15 protein-coding genes are annotated in these 17,662 nt (G+C 70.4%); 7 read left to right on the top strand and 8 right to left on the bottom strand.

Annotated elements, in window-relative coordinates:
* Positions 1-262: 262 nt before the first annotated feature.
* Both OHA84_RS20845 and OHA84_RS20840 read left to right on the top strand, forming a co-directional pair.
* Complete coding sequence (locus OHA84_RS20845) at positions 263-2,497, top strand: acetate--CoA ligase family protein (RefSeq protein ID WP_053680959.1); 2,235 nt, start codon at positions 263-265, stop codon at positions 2,495-2,497.
* A 53-nt stretch (positions 2,498-2,550) separates the two neighbouring features.
* On the top strand, positions 2,551-3,372 hold the full coding sequence (locus OHA84_RS20840; protein ID WP_053680961.1) for an enoyl-CoA hydratase/isomerase family protein: 822 nt from the start codon (positions 2,551-2,553) through the stop codon (positions 3,370-3,372).
* Between the two features lie 54 nt (positions 3,373-3,426).
* On the opposite strand, the gene OHA84_RS20835 is transcribed toward OHA84_RS20840, so the two are convergent.
* A complete protein-coding gene (locus OHA84_RS20835; protein ID WP_053680963.1) occupies positions 3,427-4,206 on the bottom strand; it encodes a VOC family protein in 780 nt (259 codons plus the stop codon).
* 276 nt (positions 4,207-4,482) lie between these two features.
* Here OHA84_RS20835 and OHA84_RS20830 point away from each other — a divergent pair, with 276 nt between their 5' ends.
* Entirely contained in the window at positions 4,483-5,094 is a 612-nt protein-coding gene (locus OHA84_RS20830) for a flavin reductase family protein (protein ID WP_053680965.1), read from the top strand.
* A gap of 100 nt (positions 5,095-5,194) precedes the next feature.
* Here OHA84_RS20830 and OHA84_RS20825 read toward each other — a convergent pair whose 3' ends face one another.
* From OHA84_RS20825 to OHA84_RS20815, 3 genes are read right to left on the bottom strand one after another with little or no spacing between them, the layout of a single operon-like run.
* Positions 5,195-6,262 (bottom strand): Zn-dependent alcohol dehydrogenase, encoded by a 1,068-nt coding sequence (locus tag OHA84_RS20825; protein WP_053680967.1) that lies wholly within the window; start codon positions 6,260-6,262, stop codon positions 5,195-5,197.
* The gene (locus OHA84_RS20820) at positions 6,259-7,506 is read right to left on the bottom strand and encodes an acyl-CoA dehydrogenase family protein (RefSeq protein ID WP_266970300.1); all 1,248 of its coding nucleotides are present in this window, start codon (positions 7,504-7,506) and stop codon (positions 6,259-6,261) included. Before OHA84_RS20820 ends, OHA84_RS20825 begins: the two co-directional genes overlap by 4 nt.
* Positions 7,507-7,516: 10 nt before the next feature.
* A complete protein-coding gene (locus OHA84_RS20815) occupies positions 7,517-8,437 on the bottom strand; it encodes an SDR family NAD(P)-dependent oxidoreductase (RefSeq protein ID WP_053680970.1) in 921 nt (306 codons plus the stop codon).
* Between the two features lie 109 nt (positions 8,438-8,546).
* Here OHA84_RS20815 and OHA84_RS20810 point away from each other — a divergent pair, with 109 nt between their 5' ends.
* From OHA84_RS20810 to OHA84_RS20795, 4 genes are all read left to right on the top strand, one after another.
* Positions 8,547-9,473, top strand: coding sequence for a cyclase family protein (locus OHA84_RS20810; protein ID WP_053680972.1), 927 nt, complete (start codon positions 8,547-8,549; stop codon positions 9,471-9,473).
* 465 nt (positions 9,474-9,938) lie between these two features.
* Entirely contained in the window at positions 9,939-11,618 is a 1,680-nt protein-coding gene (locus tag OHA84_RS20805; protein ID WP_266970303.1) for an Eco57I restriction-modification methylase domain-containing protein, read from the top strand.
* Positions 11,619-11,629: 11 nt separating this feature from the next.
* Positions 11,630-12,559 (top strand): PaeR7I family type II restriction endonuclease, encoded by a 930-nt coding sequence (locus OHA84_RS20800; RefSeq protein WP_266970305.1) that lies wholly within the window; start codon positions 11,630-11,632, stop codon positions 12,557-12,559.
* 292 nt (positions 12,560-12,851) lie between these two features.
* Positions 12,852-13,154 (top strand): hypothetical protein, encoded by a 303-nt coding sequence (locus tag OHA84_RS20795; RefSeq protein ID WP_266970307.1) that lies wholly within the window; start codon positions 12,852-12,854, stop codon positions 13,152-13,154.
* Positions 13,155-13,433: 279 nt separating this feature from the next.
* On the opposite strand, the gene OHA84_RS20790 is transcribed toward OHA84_RS20795, so the two are convergent.
* From OHA84_RS20790 to OHA84_RS20775, 4 genes are all read right to left on the bottom strand, one after another.
* Positions 13,434-13,907, bottom strand: coding sequence for an ATP-binding protein (locus tag OHA84_RS20790; protein ID WP_053680976.1), 474 nt, complete (start codon positions 13,905-13,907; stop codon positions 13,434-13,436).
* Positions 13,908-14,347: 440 nt separating this feature from the next.
* Complete coding sequence (locus OHA84_RS20785; protein WP_266970310.1) at positions 14,348-15,274, bottom strand: acyl-CoA dehydrogenase family protein; 927 nt, start codon at positions 15,272-15,274, stop codon at positions 14,348-14,350.
* Positions 15,275-15,278: 4 nt separating this feature from the next.
* Positions 15,279-16,442 carry an acyl-CoA dehydrogenase family protein gene (locus tag OHA84_RS20780; protein ID WP_266970311.1) on the bottom strand — a complete coding sequence of 388 codons (1,164 nt, stop codon included), beginning with the start codon at positions 16,440-16,442 and terminating at the stop codon, positions 15,279-15,281.
* A complete protein-coding gene (locus OHA84_RS20775) occupies positions 16,433-17,650 on the bottom strand; it encodes an amidohydrolase family protein (RefSeq protein ID WP_053680982.1) in 1,218 nt (405 codons plus the stop codon). The genes OHA84_RS20780 and OHA84_RS20775 overlap by 10 nt, the downstream gene beginning before the upstream one ends.
* Positions 17,651-17,662: the final 12 nt, after the last annotated feature.

The following is a 17,662-nucleotide window of genomic DNA, read 5'->3' as shown; positions in this document are numbered from 1 at the left end:
CGAAGCCCTCACCCGAGCCCCCACCGCAGCCCTCGCCCCAGCCCCCGGCGGCCTCGGCCGAATCCCGCCTGGACCCGCGGTGGGGGGATCTGCCACCGTTCACCACATCACCTCCACCACCTTTCCTGCGCAGGCCTGTTCCTGACGGCGCGTCAGTTCAGTAATCTGACTACGCGTCAGTTAGCGCATTCACGTCGTGCATTCGCGTTGTGCGTTCATGAGTTCGGTTCATGGAGTTCATCGAGCAGGAGCGGGCGGAACGATGCTTGGATCTACTCACGGCACCCTCACCACCGACTTCCGCGCACGCGTCGAGGCCTGCGGGGAGACCCCCAGGACGGCCGTCCACTCCTCGGCGGCGCCGTCCGCCGAGGACGCGGTCGCCCTGGACGTCAGCGGTCGCCCCCTGCACGCCGAGGTCCCCGACCTGGACCGGTTCTTCCGGCCCGAGTCGGTGGCCGTCATCGGCGCCTCCGACGCCGAGGGCAGGCCGAACACCGGCATCACCCGGCAGCTCCTCGCCTGGGCGCAGCGGGTCGGCGCCCGGATCCACCCCGTCCACCCGACCCGCGCCACCGTCTTCGGGCTGCCGTGTCACGCCTCGGTGGCCGACCTGCCCGAGCAGGTGGACCTGGCGGTCCTGCTCGTCGGCGACCCGCTGCCCGTCATCGAGGAACTGGCCGAGGCCAAGGTCAAGTTCGCGGTGGCCTTCGCCTCCGGTTTCGCGGAGACGGGCGACGCCGGGGCCGCCGCCCAGGCCCGGCTCTCGGCCGCCGTCGAACGCTCGGGCCTGCGCCTGCTCGGCCCGAACACCAACCTCAACGCCTTCGAGGCGTTCCGTGACGACCTCGACGGCCCGGCCATCGCGCTGATCACCCAGTCCGGCCACCAGGGCCGGCCCGTGTACACGCTCCAGGAGCTCGGCATCCGGCTCTCGCACTGGGCGCCGACGGGCAACGAGGCCGACCTGGAGACCTCCGACTTCATCTCCTACTTCGCGGAGCGGCCCGAGGTCGGCGCCATCGCCTGTTACGTCGAGGGACTCAAGGACGGCCGCTCCTTCCTGCTGGCCGCCGACCGGGCCGCCCGCAACGGGGTGCCGGTCGTCGCCGTCAAGGTCGGCCGCACCGAGACGGGCGCCCGGATGGCCGCCTCCCACACCGGAAAGCTGACCGGCGCGGACACCGTCGTGGACGCGGCCATGCGCCAGTTCGGGGTGATCCGGGTGGACGGCCTGGACGAGCTCCAGGACACCGCCGCCCTGCTGGCGCGGGCCCGCAAGCCGCTGGCGGACGGCGTGGTCGTGTACTCGATCTCCGGCGGCACGGGCGCCCACTTCTCCGACCTGGCCACCGAGGCGGGCCTGAGCCTGCCGACCCTGACGCAGGCCAAGCAGGACGAGCTGCACCAGTGGATCCCGGAGTACCTGAACGTCGCGAACCCCGTGGACAACGGCGGTCACCCCGTCGGCGACTGGCGCGGCCGCAAGATCATCGACGCGCTCCTGGCCGACCCGTCCGTGGGCGTGCTGATCTGCCCGATCACCGGCCCCTTCCCGCCCATGAGCGACAGGCTGGCGCAGGACCTGGTGGACGCGGCCGAGCAGAGCGACAAGCTGGTCTGCGTGATCTGGGGTTCCCCCGTCGGCACCGAGGAGGCGTACCGCACGACCCTGCTGGGCTCCTCCCGCGTCGCCACGTTCCGTACCTTCGGCAACTGCATCACCGCGGTACGGGCCTACCTCGGCCACCACCGGTTCACCGCCTCCTACCGTTCCCCCTTCGACGAGGCCCCGCGCACGCCCTCGCCCTCGTACCGCAAGGCGCAGGCCCTGATGCGGCCGGGCCAGCAGCTCAGCGAGCACGCGGCGAAGCAGCTGTTGCGGGCGTACGGGATACGGGTTCCCCGCGAGCAGTTGGTGACCAGCGCGGCGGCGGCCGTCCGCGCGGCCGGACTGGTCGGCTACCCGGTGGTGATGAAGGCCTCGGGCCCGCAGCTCGGTCACAAGACGGAGCTGGGGCTGGTGAAGATCGGCCTGACCTCCGCGAGTCAGATCCGCGACGCGTACCGGGAGCTGACGGACATCGCGCGCTACGAGAACGTCCCGCTGGACGGGATCCTCGTCTGCCAGATGGTGGAGCGCGGCGTGGAGATGGTCGTCGGCGTCACCCGGGACGACCTCTTCGGGCCGACCGTGACGGTGGGCCTCGGCGGGGTCCTGGTCGAGGTGCTGCGCGACGCGGCGGTACGGGTGCCGCCGTTCGGCGAGGACCAGGCGCGGGCGATGCTGACGGAACTGCGCGGCCATCCGCTGCTGGAAGGCGTACGGGGCGCCCCGCCGGCGGACGTGGACGCGCTGGTGGAGGTCGTCCTGCGGGTCCAGCGGATGGCGCTGGAGCTGGGCGACGTGCTCTCGGAGCTGGACATCAACCCGCTGATGGTCCTCCCGCGCGGCCAGGGCGCGGTGGCGCTCGACGCGCTGGCCATCTGCCGCTGACCGCCGCTCGTCCCCCGCCCTCCCGAGCCCGGACCGACTGGAGCCCGTACCCCATGACCGCACCGGACGCCACGACCGCACCGGACATCGACTCCCTCGTGCTGCACCGCACCGAGAACGGCGTTTCCTGGATCACCCTGAACCGTCCCGAGGCCATGAACGCCGTCACCATGGAGCAGCGCGAGCGCGTCATCGGCCTGCTCGACGGGGCCTCGTGCGATCCCGCCGTCCGGGCCGTGGTCGTCACCGCGACCGGTAAGGGGTTCTGCGCCGGCGCCGACCTGCGCGGGGGGCCCGCCGCGGGCGAGCGGATCGCGGGGGACGTGGCCCGGTTGATCCGGTCGGGGGCGCAAAGGTTGATCACGTCGGTCCTCGACTGCGAGAAACCGGTGATCGCCGCGGTGAACGGCACGGCCGCCGGGATCGGCGCCCATCTGGCACTGGCCTGCGATCTGGTGATCGCGGCGGAACCGGCGCGGTTCATCGAGGTGTTCGTCCGCCGCGGGCTGGTCCCGGACGGCGGGGGCGCGTACCTGCTGCCGAGGCTGCTCGGACCGCAGAAGGCCAAGGAGTTGATGTTCTTCGGCGACGCCCTGCCCGCCGCCGAGGCCGAACGTCTGGGCCTGGTCAACAAGGTGGTCCCGGCCGAGGCCCTGGAGGCGACGGCCCGGGAGTGGGCGGAACGCCTCGCACAGGGCCCGACCCGGGCCATCGCCATGACGAAGCAGCTGGTCAACGTCTCGCTGGACGGTGACCGGGCGACCGCCTTGGCCGCCGAGGCCACCGCCCAGGAGATCAACATGACCACCGCCGACGCGAACGAGGGCGTGGCGAGCTTCGTGGAGCGCCGCACCCCGAAGTACCTCGGTCGCTGAGGACCGGCCCACGACCGCGACCGCGACTCACGGCCGGGGACCGCGCGCCGGGGACTACATCTGCGGGTCGGGCTTCAGCAAGGCGAACATCGCGCCCGCCGGGTCGGTGAGGAAGGCGATCCGGCCGACGCTCGGCACGTCGGCCGGCGGCATCAGCACGGTGCCGCCGTTCTCGGTGGTCTTGGCGACGGTGCCGTCGACGTCCGGCGCGTTGAAGTACGGCACCCAGCCCGTCGGGCCGCCGCCCTGCGAGGGGGCGACGCCGCCGAAGGAACCGTCCTGCTGGTCCCCGTCGGCGATGCTGAGCACGCGGTACGCCATCTCGGGCGTCGCCTGCATCTCCGCGTGCCGCCAGCCGAACACGCCGTTGTAGAAGGCGATGTCCCGGGCCGGGTCCGGTACGTGCAGTTCCACCCAGATGAGGCTGTGGGGAGCGGAGCCCAGCTCGAAGCCCGCGGTCCGGCCCGGCTGCCACAGGGCGAACTCCGCGCCCTGCGGGTCGGTGGCCTGCGCCAGCCACCCCTGCCCCATGACGTCGGTGGGCTCCATGCGGATCGTGCCGCCGCCGTCCTTGATCGCCTGGACGGTGGCCTGGATGTCGCGGGTGTCGAAGTGCACCATCCAGGCCGGCTTCGCCCCTTCCTCGGTGAGCGCGCCGATCGCGGCGACGGTCTTGCCGTCCAGCCGGAAGAACCCGTAACCGCCGGCGTCGGGGCCGGCCGAGACGAACTCCCAGCCGAAGAGGGCGCCGTAGAAGGCCGCGTCCCTGGCGATGTCGGGGCTGCCGAGGTCGAGCCAGTTGGGCGAGCCGGTACGGAAATCGGTGCCGAGCATGAGGATCCTCCTGGGTGGACGGGGCGGATGGGACGGGTGCCACCATGCCGAGCCCGCACGGGGCAGCCGGGCGTTCGAGTCCGCGCGAGGCGCCGGTTTCACCCGTACGGGGGAATTTCATCCGTACGAGGCACACCCACCGCCCCCGGCCGTCGACCCGCCCACCGGCCCGCCCATGCCTCATCCGCCGGAGCGCCGCATTCGCCCGATCCCGCCCACCCCTTCCTATCTGACGCCCCGTCAGCTTCAATCGTTCCTGTGATGGGACACGCAGGGATGGCGGCCACCGTCGTCCGATACCTCAGGTCAGTGGGCTCCCCCACCTCCGCCGCGGCGGAGCCGGAACCCGTCAACACGCTGCCGCGCCCCGACCTGCGGGCCGTCGGCGAGGACGAGCGCGCGCCCGTCAGCCCCGCCGAGTTCCGGGCCGTGCTGTCGAACTTCGCCAGCGGGGTCACGGTCATCACCGCCCCACCCGGCGCGGACGAGGACGGGCCGGCAGGCTTCGCCTGCCAGTCCTTCGCGTCGCTCTCCCTCGACCCGCCCCTGGTCACGTTCATGGTGGCCCGTACGTCGACCACCTGGCCGCGCATCGCCCGCGCCGGGGTCTTCTGCGTCAACATCCTGGGGGCCGAACAGGGTGGCCTGTGCCGCTCGTTCGCCGTGAGCGGCGCCGACAAGTTCGCCGGCGTCCCGCACCGCCCGAGCCCGGTCACCGGATCGCCGCGACTCGACGACGTGCCCGCCTGGATCGACTGCCGGATCCACGCCGTCCACACCGGCGGGGACCACCTCATCGTCGTCGGTCGCGTCGAGGCCATGGGCGCGGACGGCGAGGGCGATCCCCTGCTCTTCCACAAGGGCCGCTTCGGCCGCTTCACGGACTGACGCCCCGCCCCGAAGGGCCCGGCCGACGGATTCCCCGTCGGCCGGGCCCTTCGCCGTCCACCTCGAAAGGCGGCTCGAAAGACGACTCGGAGCAGGCGGCTCAGAAGGTGAGGACCCCGCGGGCCACCCGGCCGTGGTGGGCGTCGTCGGCGGCCTTGGCGAAGTCCTCGATCGGGTAGACCTCGGTGACGAGTTCGTCCAGCAGCAGCCTGCCCTGCCGGTACAGCTCGGCGTAGAGGGCGATGTCGCGCTGGGGGCGCGAGGATCCGTACCGGCAGCCCATGATCGTCTTGTCCAGGTACAGGGACGACACGAGGAACGACGCCTCCTCCTTGAAGCCCGGCACGCCCAGCAGGATCGCCTGCCCGTGCCGGTCCAGGAGGTCGACGGCCTGGCGGATCAGTTTCACGTTGCCCACGCACTCGAAGGCGTGGTCCGCCCCCGTGGGCAGGATCTCCCGCACCGCCGCCGAGGAGTCCGCGACCGCCGAGGCGTCGATGAAGTGGGTGGCGCCGAACTGTCGGGCCACCGCCTCCTTCGCCGGGTTGGCGTCCACCGCGACGATGGTGGTCGCGCCCGCGATCCGCGCGCCCTGGAGCACGTTGAGGCCGATGCCGCCGGTGCCGATGACGACGACCGACTCGCCCCGGTCGACCCTCGCCCGGTTCAACACCGCCCCGACGCCCGTCAGGACCCCGCACCCGATGAGCGCCGCCGAGGTCAGCGGAATGTCCGAGGGGATCTTCACGGCCTGGACGGCCTTGACGATCGTGCGTTCCGCGAAGGCCGAGTTGGAGGCGAACTGGAACAGCGGTTTCCCGCCCCGCGAGAACGGTTGCGCCGGCATCCCGATCGCCTTGCGGCACATCGTGGGCCGGCCCCGGTCGCAGTCCGCGCACGCCCCGCAGTTCGCGAGGGTGGACAGGGAGACGTGATCGCCGGGCACCACGTGCGTGACCCCGGCGCCGACCGCGTCCACCACGCCCGCCCCCTCGTGCCCCAGCACCACCGGCGGCGGGAAGGGGATCGTCCCGTCGATCACCGACAGGTCGCTGTGGCACAGCCCGGCCGCCGCCATCGCGACGAGCACCTCTCCCGGCCCCGGGTCGCGGATCTCCAGATCCTCGACCACCTGGGCCTGCTTGCCGTCGAACACGACGCCTCTCACCTGGGCTCCTTCGGCAGGCCGAGCACGCGCTCGGCGATGATGTTCCGCTGGATCTCGTCCGAACCGCCGTAGATCGTGTCGGCGCGGGTGAACAGGAACAGGCGCTGCTCCTCGTCGAGTCCGAGTTCGTACGGCAGACCGGGCGCCCAGTCCACGGGCCCGGCGGCGGCCTCCGCGCCCCGGACCGCGACCGCCAGTTCCCCGAGCCGCTTGTGCCAGCCGCCCCACAGCAACTTCGCCACGCTCGGCGCGCCCGCGTCACCGGCCGCGCCCAGGGTCCGCAGCGCGTTCCACCGCATCGTGCGCAGCTCGGCCCACTGCCGTACGAGTCGGTCCCGCAGTACGGGGTCGCCCTCTCCCGCGGCCCCGCACCCGGCCCCGTACCCGGTGCCGCCCGCGCCCGAGGCCGTGTACGCCGCCAGCACCCGTTCCAGCTCCGCGGCGAAGCCGATCTGCTGGACCAGGGTGGACACCCCGCGTTCGAGGGCGAGCAGTCCCATGGCCACCGACCAGCCGTTGCCCTCGCCGCCGACGACCTCGGCGGCGAGGGCCCCGTCGAAGAAGACCTCGTTGAACTCCGCCGTCCCCGACATCTGCCGGATCGGCCGGACCTCGACGCGCCCCGGCTGGTCCATGCGCACCAGGAGGAACGACAGCCCCGCGTGCCGCCGCGATCCGGCCTCCGTCCGGGCGAGGACGAAGCACCAGTCCGCGTCCCGGGCCAGGGAGGTCCAGATCTTCTGCCCGGTGACCCGGTACGGGCCGCCCGGGACGCCCGGGTCCCGGACCGCCTTCGTGCGGATGCCGGCGAGGTCGGACCCGGCGCCCGGCTCGCTGTACCCCTGGCACCACAGCTCCTCGCCCCGCGCGATCCCGGGCAGGAAGCGTTCGCGCTGCTCCCGGCTCCCGTGGGCGATCAGGGTGGGGGCGAGGAGGTTCTCCCCGATGTGGCCGACCCGGCCGGGCGCGCGCAGCGCCGCGTACTCCTCCGCCCACACCACCTGCCCGGTCAGGGAGAGCCGCCGCTGCCCGTAGGCCCCGTCCGGGACCTCCCAGCCCTGTCCGATCCAGCCGCCGGCGCCCAACTCCCGTTCCCAGGCGCGCCGCGCCGCGACCTCCTCGTGTTCGCTGCCGGGTCCGCCGAGGCCGACGGCCCGTTCGTACGGTCCGACGAGGTGCCCCGCCAGCCACGACCGGGCGCGGGCGCGCAGCGCCTCGTCCTCGGCCCCGAAGCTGAAGTCCACCGGCCCCCCTCTACGCGTTGGGGCGGTCCTTGGCGGCCGCCGCCTTCGCCATGGCTTCGAGCTGCGCGAGCATCGGCATCGGATCGGTACCGACCGTCCCGGGGAGGAAGTCGGCGATCTTCTCCGGGGTCCAGGAGCCCTCCGCGTACCCGGCGCGCAGCTCGCGCGGCTGGGCCCACACGGCGATCTTCGGGCCGGCGATCGTGTAGACCTGCCCGGTGATCCGCTCGCCGCCGACGGCGACGGCCCGGTCGGAGAGCAGGTAGGTGACCAGCGCGGCGACGTCCTCGGGCTCGCCGATCTCCTTGAGCTCCATGGGCACGTTGGCCGACATCCGGGTACGGGCGACGGGCGCGACGGCGTTGGCCGTGACCCCGTACTTGGCGAGCCCGAGCGCGGCGGAGCGGACGAGGGAGATGATGCCGCCCTTGGCGGCGCTGTAGTTGGCCTGGGCGACGGAGCCCTGGTGGTTGCCGCTGGTGAAGCCGATCAGGGTGCCGCCGCCCTGCTTGCGCATGACGGCGCAGGCGGCGCGGAAGACGGTGAAGGTGCCCTTGAGGTGGGTGGCGACGACCGGGTCCCACTCCTCCTCGGACATGTTGAAGAGCATCCGCTCGCGCAGGATGCCCGCCACGCACACGACACCGTCGATCCGCCCGTACCGGGCGAGCGCGGTGTCGACGACGCGCTGTCCGCCCGCCATCGTGGAGACGTCGTCGGCGACGGCCACGGCCTCGCCGCCCGCGGCGACGATCTCCTTGACCACCGCCTCGGCTATCTCGCTCGTGGGTTCGCCGCCCTCGATGCCGACGCCGTAGTCGTTGACGACGACCCGGGCGCCCTCGGCGGCCGCGGCGAGTGCCACGGCCCGCCCGATGCCCCGGCCCGCGCCGGTGACGGCGACGACCTTGCCTGCCAAGAAGTTCCCCACGCCCGACCCCTTCCCGCGATTTCTGACGGACCGTTAGATTCTATGGGCAGGCGGACGCGCCCGCACAAGCCCCTGTGGGGTTCCACATGGCAAGGAGCTGATGAGTCAGATGGGCATGCCCGCCGAGTTCCACGACATCGCCAAGCGCGTCAACAACTGGGGCCGCTGGGGAGCGGACGACGAGATCGGCACCCTCAACCTGATCACCGACGAGATCGTCCGGGCAGCCGCCGCCGAGATCCGCACCGGCCGCCGGATCCCGCTCGCGCTCCCGCTCAAGGAGGACGGGGTACAGGTCGGCATGATCCCCGGCCGGATCAACCCGCTGCACACGATGGTGCAGGTCAACCAGGAGATCTTCGGTCCGGGCACGGTCGCGTGCAGCGACGACGCCGTGACGATGGGACTCCAGTGCGCCACCCACTGGGACGCCCTCACCCACGTCTCCCACTCCGGGAGGATCTACAACGGCCGCCCCGCCGGCACCGTCACGGCGCACGGGCGGGCGGAGTTCAGCGGCATCGACAAGGCGGGACCCATCGTCTCGCGCGGGGTCCTGCTGGACGTGGCCCGCGCCAAGGGCCTGGACCGGCTCCCGGGCGACCACGCCGTGACGCCCGAGGACCTCGCGGAGGCGGAGGAGTTCGGCGGGGTGACCGTCCGCGCCGGGGACATCGTCCTGGTCCGCACGGGCCAGATCCAGGTCTACCTGGCCGGCGACAAGCACGGCTACGGCTTCCCGTCACCCGGCCTGTCCGTCCGTACGCCCGAGTGGTTCCACGCCCGGGACGTGGCGGCCGTCGCCAATGACACCCTGACCTTCGAGATCTTCCCGCCGGAGATCGACAACCTCTGGTTGCCGGTGCACGCGCTGGACCTGGTGGAGATGGGCATGCACCAGGGCCAGAACTGGAATCTCGAAAAGTTGTCCACAGCCTGTGCAGAAGAATCCCGCCACGCGTTCCTCCTCTCCGCGATGCCCGAACCCTTCGTCGGCGCGGTAGGCACCCCGGTGGCCCCGGTCGCCATCCTCTGACCGGCCCGCAGCCCGCACGGACCGGGACAACCCCGGCCTACGGCCAAGGCGGCTGGGCCCGGCGGGCAGGCCGCGTCCGGGACCAGGCCGAGTCGGAAGATCGACCTCGGCTGCCTGAACCACCCCTCACGTTCGCCACAGAGCCTTTCGCATGTGCTCAATCAACCCTTGGCGGGCTGCGCGAACAGTTCGCCACGCCTGGACATGCTCTGCCGGTTCCGCAGCGCGCACGCGACCACCACATCGCGACTCCGAGATGGACGGAGCGTCGTCTGCGGGTTCCGACAGGTCGTCGTGAACGTGAGGGGGCCCGGCAATGGTGGGTAGAAATCCGACGCCCGTCGGCAGCCGGCGTGGTGTCCTGCAGACAACCGGCATGACACCTGCCAAGCGGCCCCGCCACCTTGACCGCTTCCACCCCGTCAGGGCCCCGAGTCGCCGACCGCCTGCCTGTATCGTCACAGCGTGGCAAGCATCCTCACGACTACCAACACGGACAGCGCTCACCTCAGTGACTCGCTCACCGAGGCGGTTCAACACGGCGAGGTATTCACACACCGCTGGGTGGTCGAAGCGATCTTGGATCTGGTCGGCTACACGCCCGACCGCGATCTCACTCAAATGCACATCGTGGAACCGGCCTGTGGATCCGGCGCCTTCCTCGGACCGATCACCGAGCGGCTAAGCGCCTCCTGCCGATTGCATGACAGGTCAATCGGTGAAGCTGTGGACGCCGTAAGCGCATACGACCTGCTGGCTCCCAATGTCCGAGACAGCCGCAAGCTGGTCGCAGAGCGCCTCCACGCGGATGGATGGAATCAGGATGACGCCCGGAAGCTGGCCAAAGCGTGGATCAACCAGGGCGACTATCTCCTTCAGAAAGAGCCGGGAAGAAACGCCGACTTCGTCGTAGGAAATCCCCCCTACATTCGACTGGAAGACGTTCCCGCTGAACGAATGAAGGCCTACAGGTCGGCCTGCACCGCCATGGGCGGCAGAGCTGATGTGTACATCGGATTTTACGAGATCGGACTGAAAAGCCTCAAACCCGACGGAGTGCTTGGTTTCATCTGCGCCGACCGCTGGATGCGAAATCAGTACGGTAGTAAGCTTCGCGAACTCGTATCACGCTCATACAGTGTTGATCTCGTACTCAGCATGCATGACGTAGATGCGTTCCAAGAGCAGGTATCCGCCTATCCGGCGATCTCCATCATCCGCAACGGACCGCAGGGAACTGCCGTCGTCGCCGACACCACGAAGCACTTTGGGCCGGGCTCGATCGCCGAATTCAAAGAATGGGTCAACACTGCAGATGAGCCGCACATCAGCGGTGACTCCTTTCACGCTGCCCGACTTCCCCATTGGTTCGATGGCACCGACTCCTGGCCTGCCGGGTCGCCGGCCAGACTGGCCATGCTGGAAGACCTGAGTGACCGCTTCGGGCTGTTGGAGGACTCGTCCAGCGGAACACGGGTCGGAATTGGCGTAGCCACGGGAGCGGACAAGGTCTTCCTCACGCAGAGCACCAGCATTGTCGAGAAGGAACGGCTTCTCCCCATGGCGATGGTGCGGGACACCACGTCCGGGTGGCTCGACTGGAACGGCAGCCACCTCGTCAACCCTTGGGACGACGCCGGCAATCTGGTCGACCTCTCCGAGTACCCCAAGCTGGCCGGCTACCTCGAAGAGCACGGCGAGGCTCTACGAAAGCGGTACGTAGCGGTCAAGCAGCCCCATCGTTGGTACAAGACCATCGATAAGGTCGACCCGCACCTGGCCGGTAGGCCGAAGTTGCTGTTCCCGGACATGAAGTTGACCATCCATCCGGTGCTTGATCCAGGACGGCTGTACCCTCACCACAACCTGTACTTCATCGTCTCGGACTCGTGGGACATGCGAGTACTCGGGGGCATCCTGCTGTCCCGGGTGGCCGAAGCCTTCGTGGAAGCGTATGCAGTGAAGATGCGCGGAGGGACGTTGCGCTTCCAAGCGCAGTATCTGCGACGAATTCGCGTTCCTCTGCCATCCGAGATCTCACCTGAGGACCAGGCCGCCTTGACGTCTGCCTTTGATGATCGTGACGTCGATGCGGCCACGGCGGCAGCTCTCCGAGTCTATGGCCTGGCCGAGCTACCCGACTAGGAGAGTTCATCTTGGCAGTCAGCCACCTGGACCTCGAAGGTGCCATTTCGGCGTACTGGAAAATCAAGGAAGAGCAGGCCGCAAAAGCGCGGGCCAAAAAAATCGCCAAGATGGAAAAGGACAAGAAGGCCGCAGAAATCCTCGGCAACCCTGGCGCGAGTGCCGACGCCAAGGATCTGGCCATTAGGGTGGCGGCGACCGAAGGCGATTCCGATGCTGTTGCCGCGGGAGCAGATCCTGGCGAAGAAACGGGAACGGAAGGATCGGTCAGGGGCGGCAAGCAGTTCGACCCGATCGTCAATCTGATCGCCGGGTTCTTTCGGGATGCCGGATATCCGGAAAGCTGCATCCAAACTGCATCTCAGCTTGAGCTCCCAGGGTCATACCGACCTCAGAAGAAATGGGACCTGGTAGTCAACTGGGGCGAAAGTCTCGTTGCCGCGTTCGAGCTCAAGGCGTTGGGCGGCCCCTCATACGGAAACAATTTCAACAATCGGGTGGAGGAGGCCGTAGGTAGCGCAACAGACGTCCGACGGGCATTCTTCAAGATTTACCCCGAATCCGAGAAGCCCTGGCTGGGATACCTTTTCATCATGCAGGACGACGAGGACTCTCGACGTCCGGTACGCATCGCAAAGTCGCCGATTCTCGTCGACGATGCCTGGCGCGGTAAGTCATACCAGGGTCGTGGCGGGATTTTCTGCGAGAGGCTCCTTGAGGACGAACTGTATGACGGAGTCTGCTACGTGACGGCCCCCATGGGGAGTGGTAATTTCTCGGAACCCTCCACCACTGTGGGATGGGACGCATTCTCGAAGGCCATCGCCAGTAGAATTTCTGCACTCAAGAAGCACGGGATTCCTGGCCCGGAAATTCCCGGGCAATCGACGCGGGCGGCATCCTCGACCGCAAGCGGGCGTGAAGCCGACATCCACGGCTGACATCAACGACGGCGGATGGCAGCAATAGCCCGTGTCTCCGTCACGGAGTCGTGGGAACCCGGGCAGGACGGACCCCACCTGCAAAGCACATGTCCGCAGCCTGTGATCGCACCCCTATCCGCCCCGGGCAATGACCTTCGCAGTGCGATGCGCGCAAGGGGGACCCCGGGTATCCGGAGGTTCAGCGGGCCGCCCGCTGCGGCCCTGTCGCATCGACCGGCCACCCTGGCCGGTCGATGCGACAGCCCGCAGCCCGCAGCCATTCGACCTACCTCGGCTGTACGGTGACCGCGTGGACGAGGAATCGGTGCTCATCAGACTCACGCGCGACCAGGCGTTCGTCCTGTCCCACTGGCTCCACGAGGTCATGATGCGGTCCGACAGACTCGCGGGCATCGTGCCCGATCGTGCGGTCTGGTCCGGGATCCACGCGATCTCGGGGACTCTCGAAACGACGCTGCCCGAGGTCTTCCTGCCGGACTACGCCCGCCGCCTGGACGAAGCGCGACAACTTCTGCTCGCTGCCATGGGTGGCGAGGAAACAGACGAGATCCTGCCGGCGAGCCTGCCGTCCGGCGATGACAGCACCGGCTGACACCGGCACTCCCGCCCAACCGAACCCGACCCACCCACCAGGCGCTCCCGCTCGACCGTCCCGGGACACCGCCCCGCCAGGCACCCGCTCCGGGGCCCGGTCGCGGGCCCCGGAGCGGTTCGACCTGCGGGTGGCGGCGACGCGCATGCACGCCCCGAGCGCGGCACGGCAGCCGCCACCCCACGACCCGCACTCGTCAAGGCAGGACCCTTGGCGTCCCCTCGCGACGAATCGCTCCACACCAGAGTGATCAAGATGTGACGAACCGTCAACACCTCGTTAGAGGTACACGCGGGGTTCCCGGTTCTGGTCAAAATGTTCGGAAGGTTTCCGGAGGCCGTCCGCGGCGCAGTCCGCGGCCGCCTTCTCCGCGCGGTCGACCTCGCACCAGATCCGCTTGCCGGCGCCCTCGGGCTGCCAGCCCCAGCGGTCCGCCAGGCCGTCCACCAGCTCCAGGCCGCGCCCGCCCGTGTCGTCTCCGGCCGCCTGCCGGCGGGCCGGCGCCCGGTCGCTCGCGTCGGCCACCTCGACCCGCACCCCCGGGCCCCCGAACAGCATCCGCAGCACCGCCGGACAGCCGGTGTGGACGACGGCGTTGGTGACCAGCTCGGAGATCAGCAGGATCAGGATCTCGGCGAGCGGTTCGTCGTCCCCTATGCCGGAGCCCGCCAGCCTGGACCGCGCCCACCGGCGTGCCCGGCCGACCTCGGCGGGGTCCGCGCCTACCTCAAGCTGAACCTGAAGCACCTGCACCGCTCACACCATCCGAACCGGCGGACACTTCGCCTCACGACGGAACGGGATCACGATCCGTGACCCCCTTGCGGAGCAGCATGGTTGACGTACAGTCACCACAACAAGCGCTTCGGGCATATTCCCGCGCGAAGGAGTAGGCGTGGTGCATACTGTGCGGCGCTCACGCCGCTCAACCGCTCGCATTCGTCGGAGCGTACCGGAGCGAGCACCCGACTCCGGTCCGTAATGTGCCGGGCGAAGGACACAAACCGATATCAACTCTCTGTAATCAGACATGCGTCCCGCCGCGTCCCTCCCGTGCCTCCGCGTCGTACCGAACCGGCACCCCGAACCGGTCCCCGTGGCCGGCTACCCGCGACCCTTTCCGAACGCCGCCCTCCGGTTGCCATCCCCCGGGTACCCCGCCCGGCCCCCGCTACACCGAGGCACACCCCCCGTCACTCCGGCCGCCGTTGAACCCGCTGCACCGCGCCCTCCAGCAGGTCCGCCGCCAGCAGTTCCTCCGCCTCGGCCGCCGTGCGCCACTGCTCGGCCCGCACCCAGGCCCGTTTCAGGTGCAGGTGGACGTCGGCCTCCCAGGTGAACCCCATGCCGCCGTGCACCTGGAGGCAGTCCCGGGCGTTGCGCACGGCCGCCTCGTCGGCCAGCAGCTTCGCCGCCGCCGTCTCCGCGGGGTCACCGGTCACCGCCGCCGCGTAGACCGCCGTACGGGCCAGCTCGGCCCGTACCAGCATCTCCGCGCACAGGTGCTTCACCGCCTGGAAGGAGCCGATCGGGCGGCCGAACTGCTCGCGCTCCCCCGCGTACCGGACCGCCAGTTCCAGGGTCCGCAGGGCGCTCCCCGCCTGGAGCGCGGCCGTCAGCAGCGCGCCCTCGTCCCTGTGGTCGCCGGGCATCGGGGCCGACGCGACCCGGTGCAGCGGGGTCAGCGGGTCCGCGGAACGCACCGGCTCGGCCGGGGTCGAGGCGAACCCCGGCAGCCCGAGCACGGCGTCCGCCTCCCCCCAGTGCGCCACCAGGGACCCGTCCAGGTCCGAGGCCGTCACCACGGCCGTCCCGGCCGCCGCCCCGGGGACCGCCCCGGCCGCGAGGTGCGTGGCCACCAGCGGCCCCGGCACCAGCGCCCGGCCGGCCTCCTCGAAGACGAGGACCGCCTCCGGGAGGCCGAGCCCGACCCCGCCCTCTGCCTCGGGGAGGCGCAGCGCGAAGAAGCCGGCCTCGCCGAGCTCCCGCCACAGGTCCCGGTCCACGCAGACCCCCGACTCGACGGACGCCCGCAGGGCCTCGCGCCCGTACCGTCCGGCCAGCAGGTTCCGTACGCCCGCCCGCAGGTCCCGCTGTTCCTCGGTCGGCTGGAAGTCCACCGGCTCACCGGCCCTTCGGGAGGCCGAGGATCCGCTCGGCGACGATGTTCCGCTGGATCTGCGAGGTGCCCGCGGCGATGGTGTACGACAGGGACGAGAGCCGGTCGAGGACCCATTCCTCGTCCAGCACGAGGGAGCCCGCGCCCAGCACCTGGGCGGCCACGTCGTACAGCTCCTGCCGGGCGTGCGAGTAGGCCAGTTTGAAGACGCTGCCCCCGATGCCCGGGACGCCGCCGGAGCGTTCCGATTCGCCGACGTTCCACTGCGTGAGCCGCCACAGGGCGCCGAACTCGCCGTGGAGGCGCCCCAGGGCACGCCGTACGACGGGGTCGTCCCAGCGCCCGTTCGCCTTCGCGGTGCGGGCCAGGTCCCCGAGGGTCCGCCGGCAGGCGACCACCTCGCCGACGAACGCGGTCCCCCGCTCGAAGGACAGGGTCACCATGGTGACCCGCCAGCCGTCGTCCTCGGCTCCGACCCGGTTGCCGACCGGGACCCGCACCTCGTCCAGGAACATCTCCGCGAACTCGGTCGACCCCGCGAGGGTCCGCAGCGGCCTGACCGTCACGCCCGGCGCGTCCATCGGCATGGCCAGCCAGGTGATCCCCCGGTGCTTGGGGGTGTCCGGGCCCACGGGCGTGGTCCTGACCAGCAGTTCGCACCAGTCCGCCACCTCGGCGTGCGAGGTCCAGATCTTCGACCCCGTCACGACGTACTCGTCGCCGTCGCGCACGGCGCGGGTCCGCAGCGCCGCCAGGTCCGAACCCGCGCCCGGCTCGCTGAACCCCTGGCACCACACCTCGTCGCCGCGCAGGACCGGCGGCAGCCAGCGCGCCCGCTGCGCGGCGGTGCCCTCGGCGGCGATGGTCGGGCCGGCGTGCAGCAGCCCGACGAAGTTGGCGCCGACGTAGGGGGCGCCGGCGCGCTCCGTCTCCTCCAGGAAGATCAGGTGCCGGGTCGGGCCGGCGCCCTGCCCGCCGGCGTCCACGGGCCAGTGCAGTCCGGCGTACCCGGCGTCGTACAGCCGGCGCTGCCAGCCCGCGTCGTACGCCCGCCGGCCGGGCCAGTCGTCGGGCGACGGCTTGGCGGGCAGTTCGGGCAGCACCTTGGCGAGCCACTCGCGCAGCCGGGCCCGGAACTCCCGCTCCTCCTCGGTGGGGGTCAGGTCCACTGGCGTTCCGCCCGCAGGCCCTTGTCGAGGTCGAGCCCCAGCATGCGGATGGCGTTGCCGCGCATCAGCTTGTAGACCGTCTCCTCGTCGAGGCCCTCCACGTGGTCGAGGGCGACCTCCTTGGTGTGCGGGAAGGTCGAGTCGACGTGCGGGTAGTCGGTCTCGAAGGTCGCGTTGTCGCGCCCGACGACGTCGAGCGAGGCGATGCCGTGCTTGTCGCGGAAGAAGCAGCAGAACATCTGCCGGTAGTAGTAGGTGGACGGCGGCTCGGGGATCAGGTCGCGGACCCCGCCCCAGGCCCGGTGCTCGCGCCACACGTCGTCGGCGCGCTCCAACGCGTACGGGATCCAGCCCATCTGGCCCTCGCTGTAGGCGAGCTTCAGCGTCGGGAACTTCACCAGGACCCCGGAGAAGAGGAAGTCCATCATCGAGGCCATCGCGTTGTTGAAGCTGAGGGAGGCCTGCACGGCGGGAGGCGCGTCGGGGGACGCGGCCGGCATCTGCGAGGACGACCCGATGTGCATGTTGACGACGGTGCCGGTCTCCTGGCAGACGGCGAAGAAGGGGTCCCAGTACCCGGAGTGGATCGACGGCAGCCCGAGGTAGGTCGGGATCTCGGAGAAGGTCACCGCCCGGACCCCGCGCGCGGCGTTGCGCCGGATCTCGGCGACGGCGAGGTCGATGTCCCAGAGCGGGATGATGCACAGCGGGATCAGTCGGCCGCCGCTGTCGCCGCACCATTCCTCGACCATCCAGTCGTTGTAGGCGCGCACACAGGCCAGCGCGACCTCCTTGTCGTGCGCCTCCGCGAAGGTCTGGCCGCAAAAGCGCGGGAAGGTCGGGAAGCAGAGCGAGGCCTCGACGTGGTTGAGGTCCATGTCGGCGAGCCGCGCCTTGGGGTCCCAGCAGCCCCGGCGCATCTCCTCGCGGGTGATGCCCTCCAGGGTCATGTCGTCGCGGTCGAAGCCGACGGCGGCGATGTTGCGCTTGTACGGGAACTTCAGGTCCTCGTAGATCCACCAGTCCGTCGGCGGGCCGTCGGGGTCCATGGTGATCACGTACTTGCCGCCCGTGTAGGCGAGTTCGCCGATGCCGGCGGTCAGCGGCTTGGGGCCGCGGTCGCGGTACTTGGCGGGCAGCCACACGTCGAAGAGGTGCGCGGGCTCGATCACGTGGTCGTCGACGCTGATGATCCGAGGCAGTTCCATGGTGTCCCCTCG

The organism is Streptomyces sp. NBC_00513, assembly GCF_041431415.1.
Taxonomy (GTDB): Bacteria; Actinomycetota; Actinomycetes; order Streptomycetales; family Streptomycetaceae; genus Streptomyces.
The sequence above is the reverse complement of the archived record's forward strand: the minus strand, read 5'-3'. Positions and strand labels throughout refer to the sequence as shown.

Bases quoted from the DNA above. Each gene is read 5' to 3' on its own strand.
- OHA84_RS20845 (WP_053680959.1), top strand. From the start codon at position 263: ATGCTTGGATCTACTCACGGCACCCTCACCACCGACTTCCGCGCACGC.
- OHA84_RS20840 (WP_053680961.1), top strand. From the start codon at position 2,551: ATGACCGCACCGGACGCCACGACCGCACCGGACATCGACTCCCTCGTG.
- OHA84_RS20835 (WP_053680963.1), bottom strand. From the start codon at position 4,206: ATGCTCGGCACCGATTTCCGTACCGGCTCGCCCAACTGGCTCGACCTC.
- OHA84_RS20830 (WP_053680965.1), top strand. From the start codon at position 4,483: ATGGCGGCCACCGTCGTCCGATACCTCAGGTCAGTGGGCTCCCCCACC.
- OHA84_RS20810 (WP_053680972.1), top strand. From the start codon at position 8,547: ATGGGCATGCCCGCCGAGTTCCACGACATCGCCAAGCGCGTCAACAAC.
- OHA84_RS20775 (WP_053680982.1), bottom strand. From the start codon at position 17,650: ATGGAACTGCCTCGGATCATCAGCGTCGACGACCACGTGATCGAGCCC.